Below are 24,360 nucleotides of genomic sequence, written 5' to 3'. Positions count from 1 at the left end.
TCAGACCTGACCTATACCAGCATCCAGTCTGAAATGACCTATTTAAGAAAAAAAGACCACCTCGGTGGTCTTCACATGCATTAAGCACTCAGGACTTTACGGCCTTTAAGGCGACGTGCAGCCAGAACTTTACGTCCGTTGCTCGTGCTCATTCTTTTCCGGAAACCATGAACTTTTTTACGTTTGCTAACGTTCGGTTTGAATGTAGGTCTCAATGTATTGCACCTCCTTACAAGGAAATACTTATGTGATGAATCACTTTCATCTTCACAGAAAACACCTTTATACATTTAACCACGAACACCTGGAAAAGTCAACTGTGAGCCTCTTGCCTCCTTTCTCCTTTTAATACCTATTCCACCCAGTTTTAACGGCCATGGATACGTCCCCCTGTTTACAACCTTCTTACAGCAGCATGTAGAAGCTTCAAAAGTTATCCCCAAGTCCCGTTTCATTCACCAAAAATCGATTTATACGGTTATCCACACCCTTTAAACCCCTTCAATTTAAGTTTGATTATTATTTCCAAGTTATTCACATGTGGATAAGGAATATTTGCCGATTCAAGTTTGTTTCACTAGCTCTAATTTCGGTTAATATAGATACGTTTCTGAAGACTGTAGTAGTTAGCTATAGATAGTTATAACTTAAGAGCCCAATGAATTTTGGCTTTAGAAAATGATATTCTTAAAATTTAATGTATCCGCTTTATTATTATGGTTTACAAGTTTTCAAGAAAGGTGTAGGATAAAAAAATCACATCTTGTATACAAGTATACTCATCCAAAATGAAGTAAATATCTAGCCTTATCTAAGAGAAGACATTACGTCCTCAAGCTCTTTGAAAAATCCATTGGAAACAGTATGACGTTCCTATATTCTGCACGCGCACAGAGAAGCTGGCATTTATTCTCGTTATAAGGATTAATTCATTATGCTCAATCCACAAAATAGTTGTGCTATGATCAGTATTGAACTGATTACTTATAATAGGAGCGTTAGCCATTATGCTGTTTCCATCATCCTGGCTTCAGGGAGCTTCCCGCGGGGAAGCCATTGCCTGCGAATTAAGGCTGCGGATCATTAGCGGAACCCTTCGCCCTGGCGAAATTTTGTCAGAAAATCGGATTGCCGCTGATTTTGACAGCAGTCGATCACCTGTACGTGAAGCATTAAGAACATTGTCGAATGAAGGACTTATTCGGCTGGAGCGTATGGGTGTCGTTGTCATTGGATTGAAAATTAAAGATGTCGAGGAATTGTATGACGTCCGTTTCCTGATTGAAAGTTTTGTACAGCAGCGACTTGCCGGGGATGTGCCAGAACAATTGATTACCCAGCTTCGTAATGTAATAGACAAAATGGATTTGGCTGGACGCCACCAAGATGCGGTTGAATTCGCTTATCAGGATCTGATCTTTCACGAGACCATAATTGAAGCCGCCCAGCATTCCCGTATTCTACATCTATGGAGAAGCATTCGTTATGTTGTCATGACAGTCATGCTGCTCACCACCCGCAGGGTATTTATTCAGGGCGAGCAGAAAGTAAGCGCTGTTATTGAAAAACACCGTCTGCTAATTGAGGCCCTTGAATCAGGCGACAAGACACGGATTCAATCTGGAGTCCGCACGTATTTCCAGGATTCAGGCCAGACGCTGCACGAAAGCTTTGATTCCTAATGAAACGGTGGTGAAATTTCATTCACTTGATGGCATAGCGTGCAGGGAGTTTGCAATCATATCCATTGTGAATGATTGCTCTCCAACTTGTCGACAAGTATACAAAATGCGATTTGTTTCAATTTTTTGGGGCATATTAAGGAGGATTTAAGCATCCCACGCTACATGAAACGTAGAGCAAATTCCCTCCACCTGATCCTAGATCAGTTGTAAGCGCTATATATCATAAAAAAGGAGCAAACCTCATGAGCACTCTTTTTGGGCTATCCCACAATGCAACATTATTGGTCTGGACATTGATTGCAATTGTATTTCTAATCGTATTGATCTCCAAATATAAATGGAATCCTTTCATTACTCTTTTGTTATCGGCATTAATGCTTGGTTTACTCGCGGGTATGAAGCCTGCAGACGTAATTACTTCTATTACTGGCGGACTTGGCGGCACACTTGGAACGATCGCCATCGTTATCGGTCTGGGCACCATGCTTGGTAAGATGATGGCTGAATCCGGCGGAGCCGAACGTATAGCTACCACACTTGTGGATCGTTTCGGTGTGAAACGTGTGCACTGGGCGATGATGATTGTCGGTTTTATCGTCGGTATTCCTGTATTCTTCGAAGTCGGCGTCATTCTGCTGATCCCGATCATTTTCACCGTTGCACGTAAAACCAATATGTCGCTGCTGCAGATCGGTATTCCGATTTTGGCAGGTCTCTCTACTGTACATGGTCTGGTTCCACCTCATCCGGCACCCATGATTGCCATCGAAGCGTTCAGCGCCGATTTGGGTAAAACGATCTTGTACTCTCTTATTGTAGGTATCCCTACCGCCATTATTGCTGGCCCCCTGTTTGGTAAATTTATCGGTAAAAGAATACATACCGAACCGCCTGCAGAGTTGGCTGAACAATTCGCTACGAAAAAAAGTAACGACCTGCCTGGTTTCGGAATAACCTTGTTTACCATCTTGCTGCCGGTCATTCTAATGCTCATTGGCTCTATCGCCAATATCGTAGACCCGGACGCCACAAGCGGATTTACCGTTTTCTGTGAATTTATCGGCCATGAAATTATAGCTTTGCTGATCTCTGTCGTGTTCGCCCTCTTTTCACTCGGATTCTCACGCGGGTTCAACAAACATGACATCTCCCGCTTCACCAGTGAATGTCTGGCGCCTACGGCGACCATCATTCTCATTATTGGCGGAGGCGGTGCTTTCAAACAGGTGTTGATTAACAGTGGTGTAGGTAATGCCATTGCTGAGGTCGCCACACATGCCAATATTAATGTAATCCTGTTCGCCTGGCTTGTAGCCGCACTCATTCGGGTTGCTACCGGTTCAGCGACTGTTGCGATGACGACAGCTGCTGGTATTGTAGCTCCTGTACTTGCACTAACACCAGGTGCCAATATTGAGCTGGTTGTACTCGCTACCGGTGCAGGTTCACTTGTTCTCTCCCACGTGAATGACGCAGGCTTCTGGATGATCAAGGAATTCTTCAATATGAGCGTCTCACAGACGTTGAAGACGTGGACCGTTATGGAAACACTACTATCTGTCGTTGGACTGATCTTTATTTTGCTGCTAAATACAGTCCTGTAAATTGAATATCTATATAGAAGAAGAATTTAAATTCACACACTTAGGGGTTTAATTTTACGGGTTCAAAAGAAAGAAGGTTTATGTAATATGAACAACTATATGATTGGTATGGATATTGGTACAACCAGTACCAAATCCGTACTATTTACGGAACAGGGTGAAGTGGTAAGCACATCAACTCAGGAATATCCTTTATACACCCCAGCTCCGGATGTAGCTGAGCAGGATCCTGAACAAATTGTGCAAGCTGCCCTTCGCTCCGTACGCGGCGTGATGGATAATAGTGGCGTAACTGCGGAACAAATTATGTTCGTATCCTGCAGCTCTGCCATGCACAGTGTCATTGCGATGGGGCAGGATGATACTCCCCTCACCCGCTGCATCACTTGGGCTGATAACCGGAGTGCAGCTTGGGCTGCCAAACTGCAGGAGAATGGACTGGGACATCGGATCTATTCGCGAACAGGTACACCGATTCATCCCATGTCGCCACTGACCAAATTAATGTGGCTGCGCCATGATGAACCTGAACTTTTTCAACGCACGGCCAAATTTATTTCTATTAAAGAATATTTGTTCTTCCGACTGTTTGGTCAATATGTCGTGGATCACTCCATCGCCTCCTGTACCGGCCTGCTCAATCTGGAACAACTGGATTGGGATGCCGAAGCTCTTGAGGTTGCAGGCATTACAGCTGACCACCTATCGGAACTCGTCCCGACCACACATACTATAGAAGGAATGAATCGGACATGGGCTGAAAAAATGGCTCTCTCCCCCTCTACACCCTTCGTCATCGGTGCAAGTGACGGGGTTTTGTCCAATCTGGGCGTGAATGCCATTGAGCCTGGCGTTGTGGCAGCAACGATCGGCACCAGCGGTGCCATCCGCACCGTTGTGGACCGTCCCGTTACCGATCCGAAAGGCAGAACCTTTTGTTACGCCCTCACCGAGAATCTTTGGGTCATCGGAGGACCTGTGAATAACGGTGGCATGCTTTTCCGCTGGGTACGAGACGAATTCGCTGCCTCGGAAGTGGAAACAGCCAAACGGCTCGGCATCAATTCCTATGATGTACTCACCAAAATTGCTGAACGCGTTAGCCCCGGTTTCGGAAGGACTTCTATTCCATCCGTACCTTTCAGGGAACGTGCCCCTTTATGGAATCCGGACGCCCGAGGTTCCTTCTTTGGTTTGACCCTTCACCATCAGAAAGAGCATATGATCCGTGCTGTGCTGGAAGGGGTTATTTTCAACCTGTATACGGTACTGCTGGCCATGGAAGAACAGATCGGACAACCAACCTCCATTCAGGCAACCGGTGGTTTCGCTCGTTCCCCACTCTGGCGTCAGATGATGTCCGATATATTCAACCAGGAAGTCATTGTGCCCGAGAGCTTCGAGAGTTCCTGTCTAGGGGCCGTTGTGCTCGGTCTCTATGCTACAGGGCGAATTAAGTCGCTTCATGCCGTTTCATCTATGGTAGGTACAACGCACAAGCATACCCCTATCAAAGAACATGCATCGATCTACCGGGAGCTGCTCCCCATCTTTATTCGCATTTCGCGAAAATTGGAAGAAGAATATGCAGACATCGCGGAATTCCAGCGTAAATTTTCTGCTCATATCGAGTAAATCCTCCTCTTATAACCACCAAAAGAGGTTGTTCTCTTTGACCACCATTTCGGTCTTAAAGAACAACCTCTTTTGGCATAAACCAATCTGCTGCAATGGAGTCACCTCCATCTTCAATGTTTGCGCGTATATCCATCCTACCTCTTTTAGGAATAAATTCTTCGTTCAGTTCATACAAATCAGTAAACGCTCCTCAAGTACTATCAGGCCTCTCCTTGATCTCCCATCCCATTCATTTTGTCGTTCCTCCATTCCGCTTTTCGAAAAAAGGAAAACGAGCATGAAGAGGCACCCTCCTGTAAATCCCCAATACGACCATTTTCACTTTACGGTTATCCACAGAGAGGTTATTCACAAACCGAGAATACTTTTACACACAATTCAGCATTATTTGACGAATAACCTGTGTATAAAATAATTTGGGTTTTTGGGTCATCTTGTCGAAAGTTAAACAATTTATAAACAATATATTGTGTTGTGATTAAAAATTATACACAAGTTATTGAATTTGTGGATAAAATCACGTGATACATTGAAATGCCGGGCTTCTTTTGCTATGATTGTATTACTTTTGGATGTGAATATGTGATCTGACCCATAATATTATCAACAGCCTGTGGATAAAGTTGTGAACAATTTTCCGTTGTTCATTCTTTTTTGTTTTCGACCTGCGGGGGTTTGGGGATAAATTCAACAATATATCTCGTATTTCGACACTGCATCATGGCTTAAGCCACACTTGGAACATGTAAAAGGAGTGACAGTCTGTGGACAGCCATACTTCTGATTTATGGCAGCAAATTTTATCAATTATACAAAACAAGCTCAGCAAACCCAGCTTTGACACTTGGTTCAAAGCAACCAAAGCGACCAAGCTGAATGATCGTTCGATCGTCATATCCGCACCAACCACGTTTGCCGTCGAATGGCTGGAGAGCCGTTACACCAAACTGGTCGGATCGACGGTATATGAGCTGCTTGGCAAACAGGTCGATGTGAAATTTGTCATCGAGGAGAACAAGCCTGCTGAACCGGATCCTCAACTGCCAGCGCCAACGCCTACAGTTGTTCAGGAAGAAGCGGTACTCAGCATGCTGAATCCAAAATATACATTCGATACATTTGTCATTGGGCCGGGCAACCGTTTTGCCCACGCCGCATCGCTGGCGGTCGCTGAAGCGCCCGCCAAAGCATACAATCCTCTGTTTCTCTATGGAGGGGTAGGTCTCGGAAAAACTCACTTGATGCATGCAATCGGGCATTACGTCCTGGAGCATGATCCGGGCAGCAAAGTTGTTTATTTGTCATCTGAGAAATTCACGAACGAATTCATTAACTCAATCCGTGACAACCGCGGGGAGAGCTTCCGTAACAAATACCGTAGTGTCGATATTCTGCTCATTGATGATATTCAGTTCTTGGCGGGAAAAGAATCGACGCAAGAGGAATTTTTCCATACGTTTAATGCGCTGCATGAGGAACGGAAACAGATCATCATCTCCAGCGACAGACCGCCGAAGGAAATTCCGACCCTGGAAGAACGGCTTCGTTCCCGTTTTGAATGGGGGCTAATTACGGATATCCAGCCTCCAGATCTGGAGACACGGATTGCGATTTTGCGTAAAAAAGCGCGTGCGGAAAATCTGGATATCCCGAATGAGGCGATGATGTACATCGCCAACCAGATTGATACCAATATTCGCGAACTGGAAGGTGCCCTGATTCGGGTTGTTGCCTATTCTTCGTTGACGAATCAAGATGTAACCACTCATCTGGCAGCTGAAGCACTGAAGGATATTATTCCTTCCAGTCGTCCGAAAATGATCACTATTCACGACATCCAACAAAAGGTCGGCGAGTATTACAGCCTTAAGCTTGAAGATTTCAAAGCACGGAAGCGGACCAAGGCTGTTGCCTTTCCAAGACAGATCGCCATGTATCTCTCTCGTGAGCTAACTGACTTCTCTCTGCCCAAGATTGGGGAAGCATTCGGAGGCCGAGATCACACCACGGTCATACATGCGCATGAAAAGATCTCCCAAGCGATTAAAGTCGATCAGGATCTCTATAAAGTTATCAACAACTTAACCGAAAAAATCAAGAATCCAACCTGAATAAGTCCCAAGCCTGTGCACAACGTATACACATGTGGATAGGCTTGGGCTTATGGGTTTATACCCACTTATCCACATATTCAGTGCCCCTATTACTATTATTACTATAAAGATCTAAAAGATATCATCTCCAAATAAGCGATTTTGAAGCTCGGCCTCCGGCCTTTTGAAAAACACATTTCAACACCTCAACACCCAAAAAACCCGCTAGGAGTGAAACCATGAAAATCAGCATAATGAAAAGCTACTTGAACGAATCCATCCAGCAAGTTTCCAAAGCCATCTCAAGCCGTACGACAATTCCGATTCTGAGCGGTATCAAATTCGACGTTAATCATCAAGGTGTGACGTTGACAGCAAGCGACACCGATATTTCAATTCAATCCTTCATCCCGCTTGAAGATGGAGATAAAAGTGTGGTTCAGGTAGAACAACCAGGTAGTGTTGTACTGCCAGCCAAGTTTTTTGTCGAGATCATCAAAAAGCTGCCTTCGCAAGAAGTGCACATGGAGGTAAAAGAAAACTTCAACACCTTTATCTCCGCAGGAGCTACCGAAATTCAACTCGTTGGTCTTGATCCGGAAGAATTCCCAGTATTGCCAAGCATCGAAGAAAACCAAACCGTCTCCATCCCAGGAGATTTGCTCAAAAATATGATTAAACAAACCGTATTCTCCATTTCCACCCATGAAACCACGCCGATTCTGACAGGTGTACTCTGGAGTTTGGGTGACAATGAACTGAAATTTGTGGCAACGGACCGCCACCGTCTTGCTACTCGTTCAGCAATGCTGGATAATGCAGAAGGTGTGCGATTCAACAATGTCGTGATCTCGGGTAAAACGCTGAACGAACTCAGCAAAATTGTGCCGGATCAAAATACACTTGTGGATATCGTTGTCGCTGACAATCAAGTCCTGTTCAAAATCGACCGTGTTCTGTTCTATTCACGTATTTTGGACGGAACTTATCCGGATACTTCTAGAATTATTCCGACTTCGTACAAAACAGAACTTGTTTTGGATACCAGAAAATTAAGCGAATCTATCGACCGGGCTTATTTGCTGTCGCGTGAAGAAAAAACAAACATTGTGCGGATGCAAACGATGGATTCCGGATCGATCGAAATTTCATCAAGCTCTTCCGAGTTGGGAAAAGTAAGAGAAGAGATCGAACCTGCCGACTTTAACGGCGAACCGCTGAAAATCTCGTTCAACTCCAAATATATGCTGGATGTGCTGAAAGTGGTGGAGAGTGAGCAGCTGATGATCGCTTTTACTGGCGTCATGAGCCCGATCATCCTGAAACCGCTGGACGACAGTCACAGCTTGTACGTCATATTGCCTTACCGGACGACCAACTAACGAGAGGAAGATCATAGTGAACCAAGTAGCGATACGTACGGAATATATTAAGCTTGACCAATTTTTGAAACTGGCCGATTGCATCCCAACCGGAGGTATGGCCAAAGCTCTGCTTCAGGACGGACTTGTACGTGTGAATAAAGAACCTGAGGAACGCCGGGGACGCAAGTTATACCCTGGGGATATCGTTGAGGTGGACGGAGAAGGTTCGTTCGAAGTTGTTGCACAATAAGAAGACCAGTTAGATCCTGCTGCCTCCTGACGGACGGGATAAAGGGAGGTTACCGCGTGTTTGTGAACAGCATAGATCTGCAGCAATTCCGCAATTATGAACATCTGAGACTGGATTCTTTTGGTCCTGTGAATCTATTAATCGGGCAAAATGCCCAAGGCAAGACCAATCTTGCAGAAGCCATTTTTGTGCTTGCACTCACCAAGAGCCACCGTACATCCCGCGACAAGGAACTGATTCGTTTCGGTGAAGAACGTGCCAGGCTTGCAGCAGAGGTCGACAAAAAGTACGGATCAGTCAAGCTCGAGCTATCTTTGTCGCAACAAGGCAAAAAAGCAAAAATCAACGGACTGGAACAGCGCAAGCTGAGTGATTTTGTCGGAGCGCTCAATGTGGTGATGTTTGCACCGGAAGATCTCGAGATTGTGAAAGGCACACCGGGGTCCGCCGTCGGTTTCTTGACATGGAGATTGGCCAAGTGGCTCCGGGCTACCTGTATCATTTGCAGCAATATCAAAAAGTGCTCGTCCAGCGTAACAATCTGCTCAAGCAATTATGGGGACAGAATGCTTCAGCCCAGACCATGCTTGAGGTGTGGAATGAACAGCTGGTGGAGCACGGTGTTAAAATCGTCAAAAAAAGGAAACAATTCATAAAGAAACTTCAAAAGTGGGCCGAAACGATTCATCAGGGCATCACCGGAGGCGGAGAAGTCCTGCGCCTGGCCTACCTTCCTTCCTTCAGCGAAGCCGCTGAGGAAGATGAAGCTGTCTTAATGGACCAATTTATGATAAAATTATCACAAATGAAAGAGCAGGAGATTCGCCGAGGCACAACGCTTAGTGGGCCGCATCGGGATGACCTGTCCTTTTCATTAACGATCGGGAAGTACAAACGTATGGCTCGCAGGGGCAGCAGCGCACAACGGCGTTGTCCCTTAAACTTGCGGAAATTGAACTGATTCACGAAGAAATCGGAGAATATCCGGTCCTGCTGCTGGACGATGTACTGTCTGAACTGGATCCTTTTCGTCAGACGCAGCTGATCGAAACGTTCCAGAGCAAGGTGCAAACCTTTATTACGGCTACCGGTATCGAGAGTCTGAACGTTGACAAACTCAAGGATGCCAGTATTTATCACGTTCATGCCGGACAGGTTGAACGCTAAGGAGTGAGGGCTTATGTACATTCATCTGGGCGGTGAGAAGATCATCCGTTCTTCCGAATTGGTTGCTATTTTTGATATATCGATTGAAAAATCCTCAAAAATCTCCAAGCAGTATGTCACGCATGCCGAGCAGGAAAAAACAGTGGAGCATATTGGCGAAGAGGAAGCCAAGTCCATTGTTGTGACCAAAAACATTGTGTACTACTCGCCTATTTCCTCAGCTACGCTCAAGAAGCGAGCTCACATTTTTCCTGATCTCTAGCCTATCGGCGGTACGAGTTATTGTACCTTTTGCTGCTTGTTTTTATTTAGATTGCTTACTGGAATTAAGGGGATTTGTTCGTTTCAGCATGCATTCTTAGTTAACGCATATTTACGATATTGAATCTATAGAAGTAGGTGAAAGGCATGTCTATGAATCAACCGTCATATGGTGCAGATGAAATTCAGGTACTTGAAGGGCTGGAAGCCGTACGTAAACGACCGGGGATGTATATTGGTTCCACCAGTGCCAAAGGTCTGCATCATCTCGTTTGGGAAGTAGTGGACAACAGTATTGACGAAGCACTCGCAGGTTATTGTGATCATATCGAAGTTACTATTCATGAAGATAACAGCGTCACTGTAGTCGATAATGGGCGGGAATTCCTGTCGGCGAACATGCCAAAATGAAACGTCCTGCGCTTGAGGTTGTAATGACTGTTCTGCATGCGGGCGGTAAATTTGGCGGTGGCGGGTACAAAGTATCCGGTGGTCTACATGGGGTGGGTGTATCCGTCGTCAATGCTCTATCAGCAAAAGTTGTTGTTACAGTTAAGGTTGACGGCCATGTGTATCAACAGGAATACCGTCGCGGTGCTCCTCAGTACGATCTGAAAACGATCGGTACAACGGAGGAAACGGGAACAACAGTTACGTTCCATCCGGATCCGGAGATTTTCACGGAAACAAGAGTGTATGACTATGAAATTTTGCTGACTCGTATTCGTGAGCTCGCGTTCCTGAACAAGGGAATTGGCATGACTTTAACCGATGAACGTACAGGTGTAACCAACTCTTTCCTGTATGAGGGCGGTATTATCGAGTATGTCTCCTTCCTGAACCAGAAGCGTGAAGTGATGCACGAAAACCCGATTTACGTGGAAGGATCAAGAGACAACATCCAAGTGGAAGTGGCGTTGCAATACAATGACAGCTACACCGAGAATATTTATTCTTTTGCGAACAACATCAACACACATGAGGGCGGAACGCATGAATCTGGCTTCAAGAGCGCTCTTACCCGGATTATCAATGATTATGCGCGCAAAGCGGGCGTAATCAAAGACAGCACAGGCAACCTGTCCGGGGATGATGTACGTGAAGGTCTAACAGCGATCATCTCAGTCAAGATCCCTGAACCGCAATTTGAGGGACAGACGAAAACCAAGTTGGGTAACAGTGAAGTGCGCGGAATTGTCGAATCCCTGTTTGCTGAGAAGCTGCAGGAATTCCTGGAAGAGAACCCTTCCGTATCCCGTCGCATTTTGGAAAAAGGACTGCAAGCTGCCCGTGCACGTGAAGCAGCACGTAAAGCCCGTGAACTGACACGTCGTAAAGGTGCACTCGAAGTCAGCTCTTTGCCAGGTAAATTGGCCGACTGTTCATCCAAGGATGCTTCAATCAGTGAATTGTACATCGTCGAGGGTGACTCCGCCGGTGGATCAGCGAAGCAAGGACGAGATCGTCACTTCCAGGCGATTTTGCCGCTGCGTGGTAAGATTCTGAACGTGGAAAAAGCACGTCTTGACCGGATTTTGGGCAATGCGGAGATCAGAGCGATCATTACCGCAATGGGTACCGGAATTGGTGATGACTTCGATATTGCCAAAGCACGTTATCACAAAATTATTTTGATGACGGATGCCGACGTCGATGGCGCCCACATTCGGACATTGCTTCTGACATTCCTCTATCGCTATATGCGCAAAATCATTGAGGCAGGTTATGTATACATTGCCCAACCGCCATTGTTCAAGATTGAGCGCAATAAAGTGATTCGTTATGCTGGCTCCGAGAAGGAACGCGATGAAATCATTGCAACGCTCGGCGAAAATGCGAAGTTTAACATCCAGCGTTATAAAGGTCTCGGTGAGATGAATGCCGGACAATTGTGGAAACGACCATGGACCCTGAGAGCCGGACGATGCTACAAGTATCCATCAGCGATGCGATGCTGGCTGATGCCATGTTCGATACCCTGATGGGAGATAATGTTGAACCTCGTCGTGACTTCATTCAGGAAAATGCAAAATACGTGAAAAACCTCGACATCTAACGATATTCGATAAGGCGCCTGCGAGGGCGCCTTTTTACATTATGGGATCATAGTCTAGAGAATCTTAGTCTGGACATTGGCGTGGCTGTTATCGGTGTATACGGCTTTTGGCAGAGGGGGCCTGGGCTTTGGGGGAGGTACGAGATGTCTTCCCTTTTTTGGAGGGTAATCTGCCGTACGCCCTCGCGTAACGTTTGATCTTCCGGTACGTTTCCTTGTCAGGCAACAGGCCAAAAGCATAGATGCCTGGCAAGGTGTTGACTTCAATAATCCATGGCCGTCCATCTTCATCCAGTGCAATATCAATCCCGATCTCTTTGAGCCTAGGAAATGACTTCTGCAGCTGTACCGCTGTATGAATGCCTAAACGATATAGCTCACTGCGCAGTTGCTGGAACCGATCCTTGTCAAAATGAGGGCGTACCAACTCATCAAAGGTGGCCAATCGTCCGCCGCCATGAATGTTGGTAATGATCTTGCCTGGTGCAGCAATCCTTCCCAAAATGCCTGTCGTTTCCCAGTTGTGCTGTAGATTTTTCTGGGTTAATACCCGCAGGTCAAAAGGCAATTCATCATGCTTCATCAGTGGAATGCCTTGTTGAATGATGTAGTCACGCTTCTGAATACGTTTAGTGAGCGCCAAGTCCAGTTCATCTAGGGAATGGAAGTATCTCTCGTCGGTCCCATATCGAAGCTCATATGTTGTCATGGGGATCGCAGCAGAGATTTCAGCGCTAATTTCATCGCTGGAAGCAGATAATTGCTCGTCAACGTTTTCGGATCGTGTTTCCTCGATGATGGATTCGGCTGAAGGGATTGACTGTGGATATTTACGGATTTTTTTTACCCGCATGACGCCATTGCCATAAGTTCCCCGATCCGGTTTGATATAGTTTGACTCAAATAGTTCAGTCATTCGTTCCAGGGCTTGGCGGCTATACTGTCGTGTTACCGGTATATATCCATTCACATTACGGCTGCGTTGTAACACAGCTGTCTTGGTCCATTTGCTGGAGACACGCTGGATACCCAAGAGCCATCAGTCCTTTCCTGTTATGATGGGGTTTCTAAGAGTGACAGACGCGGAGAAATCAAAGGACAAGAGATGATTTCAGTGGTATAATAGAGAAATATGGCGTTTTGTGCGGTTTTGTTGCACAGATGTAGTTTGATCGTAGAACGGGAACAGTTTCAGCTTGAATATACACAGTACATTTGCCGCTTTTTCTAGCATTGTATGTGCAAATGGAGAGGAAGGCAGGGCGAACCCCCAGACTCTCTGAAGTTCCCGGAAGAAAGGCTATTGCCCAGCGGACGTTTAATTGTTTACCTTTTGTGAAAGTAATATAATAAAGAGTAGCGTCCTTGTGCGGTTTTAGCCTTGTTAGGCTCTTCACATATAATCGATTTTTGAATGACCGAATGGAATGTTTGTTGAAGGACAAGAAGGAGGTCCAGCATGGCGGAAGAAATGAACTCGCAGATTAAAGATCGGGATATTGGCGTCGAGATGCGTGAATCGTTTATGGATTATGCGATGAGCATTATTGTGAGCCGTGCCTTACCTGACGTGCGTGACGGATTGAAGCCGGTTCACCGGCGTATTCTGTACGCAATGTCCGAGCTAGGCATGACACCCGATAAACCACATAAAAAATCAGCCAGAATCGTCGGCGAAGTTATCGGTAAGTATCACCCACACGGTGACTCTGCTGTATACGAAACAATGGTACGGATGGCACAGGATTTCTCCCTGCGCTACATGCACGTAGATGGACATGGTAACTTTGGATCGGTGGATGGCGATATGGCAGCAGCCATGCGTTATACGGAAGCTCGGTTGTCCAAGATTGCAATGGAAATGCTCAGAGACATCAACAAGGATACAATTGATTTCCAGCCGAACTATGACGGTGAAGAAAGTGAACCTATCGTTCTTCCAGCTCGTTTTCCTAACTTGCTTGTCAATGGTGTTGGCGGGATTGCGGTAGGTATGGCGACGAATATTCCTCCTCACAACTTGGGAGAGGTTATTGACGGCGTACAGGCCATGATCAAAAATCCGGACATCACTTCCATGGAATTGATGGATTACATTCAAGGACCAGACTTCCCTACTTCCGGTTACATTTTGGGACGCTCCGGAATTCGTCAAGCGTATCAAACCGGACGTGGTTCAGTAACGATGCGGGCCAAAACCAACATCGAAGAGAACAACAACAAGGCACGAATTATCGTTACGGAACTTCCTTATCAGGTGAACAAGGCAAGACTCGTTGAGAAAATTGCTGAGTTGGTACGTGATAAAAAGATTGATGGCATTACGGATCTTCGTGATGAGTCTGACCGTAACGGTATGCGGATTGTGATTGAGCTTCGCAGAGACGTGAATCCGGGTGTTGTGCTGAACAACCTGTACAAGCATACAGCGATGCAGTCCACCTTTGGGATTAACATGCTCGCGATTGTAAATAAAGAACCTAAAATTCTGAACCTGCGTGAAGTGTTGTATCACTACTTGCAGCATCAGATTGAGGTTATACGCAGACGTACGCAGTTTGAACTGAAAAAAGCCGAAGCACGCGCACACATTCTGGAAGGCTTGCGTATCGCATTGGATCATATCGACGAGATTATTGCTTTGATTCGTTCTTCTAGCAATACCGATGCAGCCAGAGAAGGTCTGATCGAGCGTTTCTCACTCAGTCACGATCAGGCTCAAGCTATTCTCGATATGCGTCTGCAACGCCTTACAGGTTTGGAACGCGAACGTATCGAAAATGAATACAACGAACTGATGGTCAAAATTAAGGAGTATCGCGAAATTCTGGCCAACGAGCACCTGGTGCTTGAAATTATCAGCACGGAGCTGCAAGAAATCCGTGATCGCTTCAGCGATGATCGTCGTACCGAGATTACTGTAGGTGAAGAGAGCATTCTGGACGAGGATCTGATTCCACGTGAAGAGGTTATCATCACGATTACCCATACAGGCTATGTGAAACGTCTGCCGGTATCCACATACCGCAGTCAGAAGCGTGGCGGACGTGGGGTAGTGGGTATGGACACCAAAGATACTGACTTTGTTGAGCATCTGTTTGTGACCAACTCTCACAATTACCTCATGTTCTTTACCGACAAAGGTAAAGTGTACCGTCTTAAAGCTTATGAGATTCCAGAGCTTGGACGTACAGCACGGGGAACGCCGATTATCAACCTGATTCAGATCGAGCAGGGTGAATCGGTCAATGCCGTGATTCCAGTTCAGGAATTCGAAAGTGACAAGTATCTGTTCTTTGCTACCCGTCAAGGGGTTGTGAAGAAGACGCCACTTGAGGATTACACCAATATTCGCAAAGGCGGTCTGATCGGGATTTCCCTGCGTGATGATGATGCCCTTATTGATGTTAAGCTGACAGATGGACAGCAAGAGATCATTATGGGTACAGCTCACGGGATGTCGATCCGATTCTCGGAAGGAAATGTCCGTTCCATGGGACGGAGTGCGACCGGGGTTAAAGGGATCACGTTGGATGAGCAGGATGTCGTAATCGGCATGGACGTTGTGGATCAGGAGCTGGATGTTCTGATTGTTACAGCCAAAGGTTACGGTAAACGTACCCCTGTCAGCGATTATCGGATGCAGACTCGTGGCGGTAAAGGGATTAAAACCATTAACGTCACAGATAAAAATGGTGCAGTAGTTAGCCTGAAAATGGTTAAGACGGAAGAGGATCTGATGATCATCACTTCCAGCGGTACGCTCATTCGGATGAGTATGGAAGGCATATCCACCATGGGTCGATACACGCAAGGTGTGAAGCTGATTCATATTCGCGATGAAGATTCCGTAGCTACAGTCAGCCGAATTGACAAGAATGAGGAAGAACCTGAAGACGAAGAATGGATTGAAGGTGCGGAATCCTCTGATTCTGAAGGTCAAGAGTCAACTCTGGATGAGGGCTCGGTTTCCGATGCTGAAGTTGAGGGCGATGATTCAGGTTCCGAAGCATAGGATCCATTTTTCTATAACGAAAATCATTTTATGATTGCAATGAAGTTGGAGGGCTCCCATATGGGGGCCCTTTGTTACTTTCACAGCTTCAGGACCTCTCTCCTGGAAATATAGGATGTACAGCCTGATTATTGAGTAATATAATGGGAATTAACGTGAAAAACCGGGACTATGGTCTTGTTTCATCATAGAAAAACGAGGAGTGGGGGGAATTTACATGGGCTTAATCACCCTGTCAGAAGTCAAACCAGGACTTAAACTGGGAAATGACGTGCAAACGTTTCGTGGGAATGTTTTGTTTCAGAAAGGCAAAGTCATTTTGCCCAAAGATGTAGAAGTGCTCAGAGCTTTTATGATTCATCAAGTAGACATCGAGCAAGAGAGAACGGGGACAAGCAGTACAGTTTCTAAGGCTACATCCACGTCTTCAGGCCATGCAGGTAATGAGAAGAACGGAGAACGGGCAGGCAAAGGCGGCAGCGCAGTCTCAACCCCGGTATTACCGTCCCTGCACGAAGAGTATGAAAAGATGGTTGGATTGACCAAAAAGGCTTTCCTGTCCTCCTTAGCGGCTGAATTACCTGTATATGAGCTGCGTACACAGCTTGAGGCATTGTTTGTTCATCTCAAACAATATAATGTGCTTACTTTTAGTCCACGAGTTATTCAAGAACATGATTATGTATATCACCATGCCGTATTGAGTGCCATGACATCCTATCAATTGGCCCAGTGGATGGATTTGCCGTCTAAGGACTGGATGCAGGTAGCTTTTGCAGGATTGTTCCATGATATCGGTAATAGCAAAGTAGACCCACAGATCCTCCATAAACCATCAACGTTAACTGCCTCAGAGCAGGCAGAGATCCGGCAGCATACGAAATATGGCTATCAGGTGCTGAAACAAGCAAAGGCCATCAATGAAGGAGCCAGACTCGCAGCGTTGCAGCATCATGAAAAAGTGGATGGATCAGGTTACCCGCTGCAGCTCAGCGGCACGCAAATTCATATCTATGCCAAGATTGTAGCCATCGCTGATATCTTTCACGCCATGACTCTGGAGAAGATCTATCGTAAGGCGCAGTCACCATACCTAGTTCTGGAACAAATTCAGAGTGAGGCATTTGGCAAATTGGACCCTGCTATCGTGAATGTATTCATTCAGCGTTCTACACAGATCCATAATGGTATCCGAGTGAGGCTCAGCAATAATCAAATTGGTGAGATCATATTCTCGGATCGGGATCACCCTACAAGACCAATGGTATCGGTAGAAGGAACGATTATTAATTTGATGCAGCAAAGACAGCTCCACATCCAGGAAGTCATCGGCTAATCCATTTATCAGCTCATATATGAGAAAAAAGCCTTTCCGAATAGGAATGGCTTTTTTAATGGATGTCTATAAGTAAAGTATGAGAAGCAAGCGGATAGCAGGAATTAGAAGGGGAAAGATTTCAATCTTGATATAAAGAGCTAGTTAATATAGAGATGAATACCCAATTAGGGGCATCTATATTAAATAGAGCGTAGAAGAAATGAATTAATTGAAAATAAAGCTTGCGTTCCGAATCTGTACATGGTATATTCTAATTCCGGCCAAGAAAACACGAGAAACACGGTGCGGCAAGCGAAACGAATAAGCTTCGAAAGAAACTTAAAAAAAGAGCTTGCAAAGTTGGTTCGGATGTGATAAGATATAAAAGTTGCTGAGTTGAACGAAACTTAGTAGCGAAACAAGTTTGATCTTTGAAAACTGAACAACGAGTGAGTAAACATTCTGCTTGCAGAATGAACGCGAAAGTTTGAGACAAGCCTTGGCTTGAATCGACTGGAGCACAAATGAGATTTTTAATCTCGTCAGTTTCAAAATGAGCTTATCGCTCTTTTCAATACTTTATTGGAGAGTTTGATCCTGGCTCAGGACGAACGCTGGCGGCATGCCTAATACATGCAAGTCGAGCGGAGTTGATAGGAAGCTTGCTTCCTTGATACTTAGCGGCGGACGGGTGAGTAACACGTAGGCAACCTGCCCTCAAGCTTGGGACAACTACCGGAAACGGTAGCTAATACCGAATAGTTGTTTTCTTCTCCTGAAGAAAACTGGAAAGACGGAGCAATCTGTCACTTGGGGATGGGCCTGCGGCGCATTAGCTAGTTGGTGGGGTAACGGCTCACCAAGGCGACGATGCGTAGCCGACCTGAGAGGGTGATCGGCCACACTGGGACTGAGACACGGCCCAGACTCCTACGGGAGGCAGCAGTAGGGAATCTTCCGCAATGGGCGAAAGCCTGACGGAGCAATGCCGCGTGAGTGATGAAGGTTTTCGGATCGTAAAGCTCTGTTGCCAGGGAAGAACGCTTGGGAGAGTAACTGCTCTCAAGGTGACGGTACCTGAGAAGAAAGCCCCGGCTAACTACGTGCCAGCAGCCGCGGTAATACGTAGGGGCAAGCGTTGTCCGGAATTATTGGGCGTAAAGCGCGCGCAGGCGGTCATTTAAGTCTGGTGTTTAATCCCGGGGCTCAACCCCGGATCGCACTGGAAACTGGGTGACTTGAGTGCAGAAGAGGAGAGTGGAATTCCACGTGTAGCGGTGAAATGCGTAGATATGTGGAGGAACACCAGTGGCGAAGGCGACTCTCTGGGCTGTAACTGACGCTGAGGCGCGAAAGCGTGGGGAGCAAACAGGATTAGATACCCTGGTAGTCCACGCCGTAAACGATGAGTGCTAGGTGTTAGGGGTTTCGATACCCTTGGTGCCGAAGTTAACACATTAAGCACTCCGCCTGGGGAGTACGGTCGCAAGACTGAAACTCAAAGGAATTGACGGGGACCCGCACAAGCAGTGGAGTATGTGGTTTAATTCGAAGCAACGCGAAGAACCTTACCAGGTCTTGACATCCCTCTGACCGGTACAGAGATGTACCTTTCCTTCGGGACAGAGGAGACAGGTGGTGCATGGTTGTCGTCAGCTCGTGTCGTGAGATGTTGGGTTAAGTCCCGCAACGAGCGCAACCCTTGATCTTAGTTGCCAGCACTTCGGGTGGGCACTCTAAGGTGACTGCCGGTGACAAACCGGAGGAAGGTGGGGATGACGTCAAATCATCATGCCCCTTATGACCTGGGCTACACACGTACTACAATGGCCGGTACAACGGGCAGTGAAACCGCGAGGTGGAACGAATCCTAAAAAGCCGGTCTCAGTTCGGATTGCAGGCTGCAACTCGCCTGCATGAAGTCGGAATTGCTAGTAATCGCGGATCAGCATGCCGCGGTGAATACGTTCCCGGGTCTTGTACACACCGCCCGTCACACCACGAGAGTTTATAACACCCGAAGTCGGTGGGGTAACCGCAAGGAGCCAGCCGCCGAAGGTGGGATAGATGATTGGGGTGAAGTCGTAACAAGGTAGCCGTATCGGAAGGTGCGGCTGGATCACCTCCTTTCTATGGAGAATCGTTTCCCGAGTGGAAACATTCAAATCGCAGACTAGATCTGCACAAACTTACTCACTCGTTGCTCAGTTTTGAGAGCTCAACCTCTCAAACAGCTTGCTTTTGCATGGAGCTTGTTCTTTGAAAACTAGATATCGAAACGAAATTTTGCGATTTAGAACATTCCTTTTAGGGATGAATGCTTGTTCGGTTCAAGTAACCGATCAACAATCATCCTAGCTGAACTTGTGTAAACAAGTTTCAATAAATAGTGAAAACTGCATTGCGATGGTATCGAATGGGAGCGACTTTTGGCTTTGCGTAAGCAAAACAAGGGAAGCGAGCAGTCGAAACCGGAGCAATTATGGTTAAGCTACTAAGAGCACACGGAGGATGCCTAGGCGCTAGGAGCCGATGAAGGACGTGGCGAACAACGAAACTGCCTCGGGGAGCTGTAAGCAAGCTTTGATCCGGGGGTGTCCGAATGGGGAAACCCAGCTGGGGTAATTTCCAGTTACTCATAACTGAATACATAGGTTATGTAGAGGCATACCAAGGGAACTGAAACATCTAAGTACCTTGAGGAAGAGAGAACAATAGTGATTCCGTCAGTAGCGGCGAGCGAACGCGGAGAAGCCCAAACCAGAGAGCTTGCTCTCTGGGGTTGTGGGACGTCTCACATGGAGTTACAAAGGAACCGGTTAAGTGAAGAGGTCTGGAAAGGCCCGCCAAAGAAGGTAAAAGCCCTGTAGTTGAAAGTCTGTTCCCTCCGAGACGGATCCCGAGTAGTGCGGGGCACGTGAAACCCCGTATGAATCCGGCAGGACCATCTGCCAAGGCTAAATACTTCCTAGCGACCGATAGTGAAGCAGTACCGTGAGGGAAAGGTGAAAAGCACCCCGGAAGGGGAGTGAAATAGAACCTGAAACCGTGTGCTTACAAAAAGTCAGAGCCCGTTTTAGGGGTGATGGCGTGCCTTTTGTAGAATGAACCGGCGAGTCACGTTCCCGTGCAAGGTTAAGGTGAAGAGCCGGAGCCGCAGCGAAAGCGAGTCTGAATAGGGCGACTTAGTACGTGGACGTAGACCCGAAACCGGGTGATCTACCCCGTCCAGGGTGAAGGTGCGGTAACACGCACTGGAGGCCCGAACCCACGCATGTTGAAAAATGCGGGGATGAGGTGGGGGTAGCGGAGAAATTCCAATCGAACTCGGAGATAGCTGGTTCTCCCCGAAATAGCTTTAGGGCTAGCCTCGGAAAACAGAGTCGTGGAGGTAGAGCACTGATTGGGTGCGGGGCCCGCAAGGGTTACCAAGCTCAGTCAAACTCCGAATGCCATAGACTTACTTCCGGGAGTCAGACAGTGAGTGCTAAGATCCATTGTCAAAAGGGAAACAGCCCAGACCATCAGCTAAGGTCCCCAAGTGTGTGTTAAGTGGGAAAGGATGTGGAGTTGCACAGACAACCAGGATGTTGGCTTAGAAGCAGCCACCATTGAAAGAGTGCGTAATAGCTCACTGGTCGAGTGACTCTGCGCCGAAAATGTAACGGGGCTAAACACACCACCGAAGCTATGGCTTGATGCATTGCATCAGGGGTAGGGGAGCGTTGTATAAGGGTTGAAGGTGTACCGTAAGGAGCGCTGGACATTATACAAGTGAGAATGCCGGTATGAGTAACGAAAAGATCAGTGAGAATCTGATCCGCCGAAAGCCTAAGGGTTCCTGAGGAAGGCTCGTCCGCTCAGGGTAAGTCGGGACCTAAGGCGAGGCCGAAAGGCGTAGTCGAAGGACAACAGGTCGAAATTCCTGTACCACCGTAAGCCGTTATGAGCAATGGGGGACGCAGCAGGGTAGTGACGCGGACTGATGGATGTCCGTCTAAGCAGTGAGGCTGATGTGTAGGCAAATCCGCACATCGTAAGGCTGGGCTGTGATGGGGAGCGAAAATTACAGTAGCGAAGGTCATGATCTCACACTGCCAAGAAAAGCCTCTAGCCAGGTGATGGTGCCCGTACCGCAAACCGACACAGGTAGGCGAGAAGAGAATTCTAAGGCGCGCGGAAGAACTCTCGTTAAGGAACTCGGCAAAATGACCCCGTAACTTCGGGAGAAGGGGTGCCCCGGTAGTGTGAATAGCACGAGGGGGCCGCAGTGAAAAGGCCCAAGCGACTGTTTAGCAAAAACACAGGTCTGTGCGAAGCCGTAAGGCGAAGTATACGGGCTGACGCCTGCCCGGTGCTGGAAGGTTAAGGGGAGCGGTTAGGAGCAATCCGAAGCTGTGAACCGAAGCCCCAGTAAACGGCGGCCGTAACTATAACGGTCCTAAGGTAGCGAAATTCCTTGTCAGGTAAATTCTGACCCGCACGAATGGCGTAACGACTTGGGCGCTGTCTCAACGAGAGATCCGGTGAAATTTTAATACCTGTGAAGATGCAGGTTACCCGCGACAAGACGGAAAGACCCCATGGAGCTTTACTGCAGCTTGATATTGAATTTGGGTACGATCTGTACAGGATAGGTGGGAGCCTTTGAAACGTGAGCGCCAGCTTGCGTGGAGGCACCGTTGGGATACCACCCTGATCGTATCTAGGTTCTAACCTGGTACCGTAATCCGGTGCGGGGACAGTGTCAGGTGGGCAGTTTGACTGGGGCGGTCGCCTCCTAAAGAGTAACGGAGGCGCCCAAAGGTTCCCTCAGAATGGTTGGAAATCATTCGAAGAGTGCAAAGGCATAAGGGAGCTTGACTGCGAGACCTACAAGTCGAGCAGGGACGAAAGTCGGGCTTAGTGATCCGGTGGTACCGCATGGAAGGGCCATCGCTCAACGGATAAAAGCTACCCTGGGGATAACAGGCTTATCTCCCCCAAGAGTCCACATCGACGGGGAGGTTTGGCACCTCGATGTCGGCTCATCGCATCCTGGGGCTGAAGTAGGTCCCAAGGGTTGGGCTGTTCGCCCATTAAAGCGGTACGCGAGCTGGGTTCAGAACGTCGTGAGACAGTTCGGTCCCTATCTGTCGTGGGCGTAGGAAATTTGAGAGGAGCTGTCCTTAGTACGAGAGGACCGGGATGGACGTACCGCTGGTGTACCAGTTGTTCCGCCAGGAGCACCGCTGGGTAGCTATGTACGGAAGGGATAAGCGCTGAAAGCATCTAAGCGTGAAGCCCCCCTCAAGATGAGATTTCCCAGTATGTAAGACCCCTTGAAGACGACGAGGTAGATAGGCTGGGGGTGGAAGTGCAGTAATGCATGGAGCTGACCAGTACTAATCGGTCGAGGGCTTATCCAAGATATGCAGGTGATACATCGCGAATTTCGTTTCGGATCTAGTTTTCAGAGAATGATCTCTGAAGGTAAGGCTAAGCTATGCGTTTGGTGGCGATGGCGGAGGGGTTCCACACGTACCCATCCCGAACACGACCGTTAAGCCCTCTAGCGCCGATGGTACTTGGACCGCAGGGTCCTGGGAGAGTAGGACGCCGCCAAGCAAAGAACCACTGCCGATGTTATTCGGTGGTGGTTTTTATTTGTTTATAAGGAAGATTGGATAATTAGCTAAGATAAAGATGCATTGATATCTGGTTTTGGTAACTGACCCAAATGGCTGAATGCAGACGATTTGACTCTCAAATGAGGGTAAGTGAGACCATATAAAAGTCTTGAAATGAAGGTAACATTTTTGTTACGGAAAACGCATTCGAAACCAGTATAATAGGACTATGTTAAATATGCTAAAAGTACCTGACCACAGAGCTGGAATGTGCAGCTGTGAAAAGGAGGGTGTGTGTGATAAGTTGGCGAAGACTAGTTCTTCATTCATTTCTCTTGCTCGGTCTGATTGGCGTGCTTGTAGGATGCGGTGAAGCAGGATCTGCATGGACTTCTTATGAAGGAGCGGTAAACGAGAAGGGTTTCCCGGTTCCTAAAGTGGCGAATAAATCTGACCAGTCTGAAAACAATTCGGATATGGATTATGTTCGATATACGCTGTCTGGTATTAGTGAGAGCACTAGTTTACCTGAGGTGTATCTAGACGAGATTAAAAGCTGGGGCTGGACAGAAAAGCAAGCCAAGAGTACATCCAATGACTCAAGTTCCCTACGTATATTTGCTAAAGAAGGGCATACTGTACAGTTAGCTGTACATGATGGGTTCTTCACGGTGATGGTTCCGAAAAGTGAAGCTGCCCAGACGACAGTAAAATCACTTGATGATGATGATTGAATGCGTTATGTTTTGATGTAATAGTTTAACAATTAACGGTGTAATGGTCCGTATTATAGTAAGGCTCCCGATTAGTGATCGGGAGCTTTTTTTGTATGTAGTTGTGCATGTCATGAACCATATTGGATGAGGCTTGGAGCGTGTGACGTTGTCTTTTGGTGGTGACTTGACCAGGAGCTTTAGATCAACAGGGTTATATCACTCACGTAGAAAGACATGAGGCATCAATAATATGTCCTTGCTAGAGGCCGGTTAGGCCGGTTTCAGTCGTCTGTAGAGTAACTCAGCAGAAGAAGAGGGGAGTAGACACCGGAAAGAAAGCCAAGCATGTTAGGAGCCTCATATACGTATTCAAGGCCATCAATCGGTTTGCAATAGGTGAGCTGATCCCTGATGTCACATTCTATCTGGATATTGAACCGGAAGCAGGTCTCGCCCGTATTGGTGAGAGGTGTTCAACGAGCCAGAGCCTGTAACGGAGCGGAGATAAATATACTTCTTTGGGGATAACCATTTTAACTATACCCATGCTGTGGATAAGGGAAAAGGAGGGAACGTAAAAAAAA

Annotated in this window: 14 protein-coding genes, 3 rRNA genes and 3 pseudogenes; 17 read left to right on the top strand and 3 right to left on the bottom strand. The window is 47.0% G+C overall.

The genetic code is table 11. The features are described 5' to 3' along the window. Positions 1-80: 80 nt before the first annotated feature. The gene (gene rpmH / locus ACTWJ7_RS02160) at positions 81-215 is read right to left on the bottom strand and encodes a 50S ribosomal protein L34 (RefSeq protein WP_024629517.1); all 135 of its coding nucleotides are present in this window, start codon (positions 213-215) and stop codon (positions 81-83) included. Between the two features lie 792 nt (positions 216-1,007). Here rpmH and ACTWJ7_RS02155 point away from each other — a divergent pair. From ACTWJ7_RS02155 to gntK, 3 genes are all read left to right on the top strand, one after another. After that, on the top strand, positions 1,008-1,682 hold the full coding sequence (locus tag ACTWJ7_RS02155; RefSeq protein WP_301880617.1) for a GntR family transcriptional regulator: 675 nt from the start codon (positions 1,008-1,010) through the stop codon (positions 1,680-1,682). Between the two features lie 245 nt (positions 1,683-1,927). Further along, complete coding sequence (locus ACTWJ7_RS02150; protein ID WP_024629515.1) at positions 1,928-3,289, top strand: GntP family permease; 1,362 nt, start codon at positions 1,928-1,930, stop codon at positions 3,287-3,289. An 87-nt stretch (positions 3,290-3,376) separates the two neighbouring features. Next, positions 3,377-4,924 carry a gluconokinase gene (gntK, locus tag ACTWJ7_RS02145; RefSeq protein ID WP_443145085.1) on the top strand — a complete coding sequence of 516 codons (1,548 nt, stop codon included), beginning with the start codon at positions 3,377-3,379 and terminating at the stop codon, positions 4,922-4,924. A 55-nt stretch (positions 4,925-4,979) separates the two neighbouring features. Here the strand turns inward: gntK and ACTWJ7_RS02140 are convergent, their stop codons facing one another. Further along, the gene (locus ACTWJ7_RS02140) at positions 4,980-5,102 is read right to left on the bottom strand and encodes a hypothetical protein (RefSeq protein ID WP_443145084.1); all 123 of its coding nucleotides are present in this window, start codon (positions 5,100-5,102) and stop codon (positions 4,980-4,982) included. Between the two features lie 589 nt (positions 5,103-5,691). Between ACTWJ7_RS02140 and dnaA the strand changes: the two genes are divergently transcribed. From dnaA to ACTWJ7_RS02105, 7 genes and pseudogenes are all read left to right on the top strand, one after another. Continuing rightward, positions 5,692-7,038, top strand: a complete 1,347-nt coding sequence (gene dnaA / locus ACTWJ7_RS02135) for a chromosomal replication initiator protein DnaA (protein WP_024629513.1) — start codon at positions 5,692-5,694, stop codon at positions 7,036-7,038. A gap of 221 nt (positions 7,039-7,259) precedes the next feature. After that, positions 7,260-8,402, top strand: coding sequence for a DNA polymerase III subunit beta (gene dnaN, locus ACTWJ7_RS02130; RefSeq protein ID WP_024629512.1), 1,143 nt, complete (start codon positions 7,260-7,262; stop codon positions 8,400-8,402). A gap of 16 nt (positions 8,403-8,418) precedes the next feature. Next, positions 8,419-8,634, top strand: a complete 216-nt coding sequence (yaaA, locus tag ACTWJ7_RS02125; protein ID WP_024629511.1) for a S4 domain-containing protein YaaA — start codon at positions 8,419-8,421, stop codon at positions 8,632-8,634. A 56-nt stretch (positions 8,635-8,690) separates the two neighbouring features. Then, positions 8,691-9,801 (top strand): annotated as a pseudogene (recF, locus tag ACTWJ7_RS02120) (DNA replication/repair protein RecF). A 13-nt stretch (positions 9,802-9,814) separates the two neighbouring features. Continuing rightward, positions 9,815-10,063: an extracellular matrix regulator RemB gene (remB, locus tag ACTWJ7_RS02115; protein ID WP_017691405.1), complete on the top strand. Its 249-nt coding sequence runs from the start codon at positions 9,815-9,817 to the stop codon at positions 10,061-10,063. Between the two features lie 152 nt (positions 10,064-10,215). Further along, entirely contained in the window at positions 10,216-10,473 is a 258-nt protein-coding gene (locus ACTWJ7_RS02110) for an ATP-binding protein (RefSeq protein WP_443145083.1), read from the top strand. Further along, positions 10,470-12,118: pseudogene (locus tag ACTWJ7_RS02105) on the top strand (DNA gyrase subunit B). Before ACTWJ7_RS02110 ends, ACTWJ7_RS02105 begins: the two are co-directional and overlap by 4 nt. Before the next feature lie 88 nt (positions 12,119-12,206). On the opposite strand, the gene ACTWJ7_RS02100 reads toward ACTWJ7_RS02105, so the two are convergent. Continuing rightward, positions 12,207-13,151 carry a YheC/YheD family protein gene (locus ACTWJ7_RS02100; RefSeq protein ID WP_079348450.1) on the bottom strand — a complete coding sequence of 315 codons (945 nt, stop codon included), beginning with the start codon at positions 13,149-13,151 and terminating at the stop codon, positions 12,207-12,209. Between the two features lie 426 nt (positions 13,152-13,577). Here ACTWJ7_RS02100 and gyrA point away from each other — a divergent pair, with 426 nt between their 5' ends. The 7 genes and pseudogenes from gyrA to ACTWJ7_RS02065 all read left to right on the top strand — a co-directional run. Further along, entirely contained in the window at positions 13,578-16,133 is a 2,556-nt protein-coding gene (gyrA, locus tag ACTWJ7_RS02095) for a DNA gyrase subunit A (RefSeq protein WP_285076443.1), read from the top strand. A 217-nt stretch (positions 16,134-16,350) separates the two neighbouring features. Then, a complete protein-coding gene (locus ACTWJ7_RS02090) occupies positions 16,351-17,469 on the top strand; it encodes an HD-GYP domain-containing protein (protein WP_079348454.1) in 1,119 nt (372 codons plus the stop codon). Positions 17,470-18,030: 561 nt separating this feature from the next. After that, a 16S ribosomal RNA gene (locus ACTWJ7_RS02085) occupies positions 18,031-19,581 on the top strand. 354 nt (positions 19,582-19,935) lie between these two features. Beyond that, positions 19,936-22,859: ribosomal RNA gene (locus ACTWJ7_RS02080) — 23S ribosomal RNA — on the top strand. Positions 22,860-22,941: 82 nt separating this feature from the next. Further along, positions 22,942-23,058: ribosomal RNA gene (rrf, locus tag ACTWJ7_RS02075) — 5S ribosomal RNA — on the top strand. The 16S, 23S and 5S rRNA genes sit together here, the layout of an rRNA operon. Positions 23,059-23,356: 298 nt before the next feature. Beyond that, positions 23,357-23,794: a hypothetical protein gene (locus tag ACTWJ7_RS02070; RefSeq protein ID WP_079347409.1), complete on the top strand. Its 438-nt coding sequence runs from the start codon at positions 23,357-23,359 to the stop codon at positions 23,792-23,794. Between the two features lie 356 nt (positions 23,795-24,150). Then, positions 24,151-24,237 (top strand): annotated as a pseudogene (locus ACTWJ7_RS02065) (dTMP kinase); the annotation flags it as partial. Between the last annotated feature and the right edge of the window lie 123 nt (positions 24,238-24,360).

Origin of the sequence: Paenibacillus sp. 1A_MP2, assembly GCF_052244825.1 — a bacterium.
GTDB lineage: Bacteria > Bacillota > Bacilli > Paenibacillales > Paenibacillaceae > Paenibacillus > Paenibacillus vandeheii.
The sequence above is the reverse complement of the archived record's forward strand: the minus strand, read 5'-3'. Positions and strand labels throughout refer to the sequence as shown.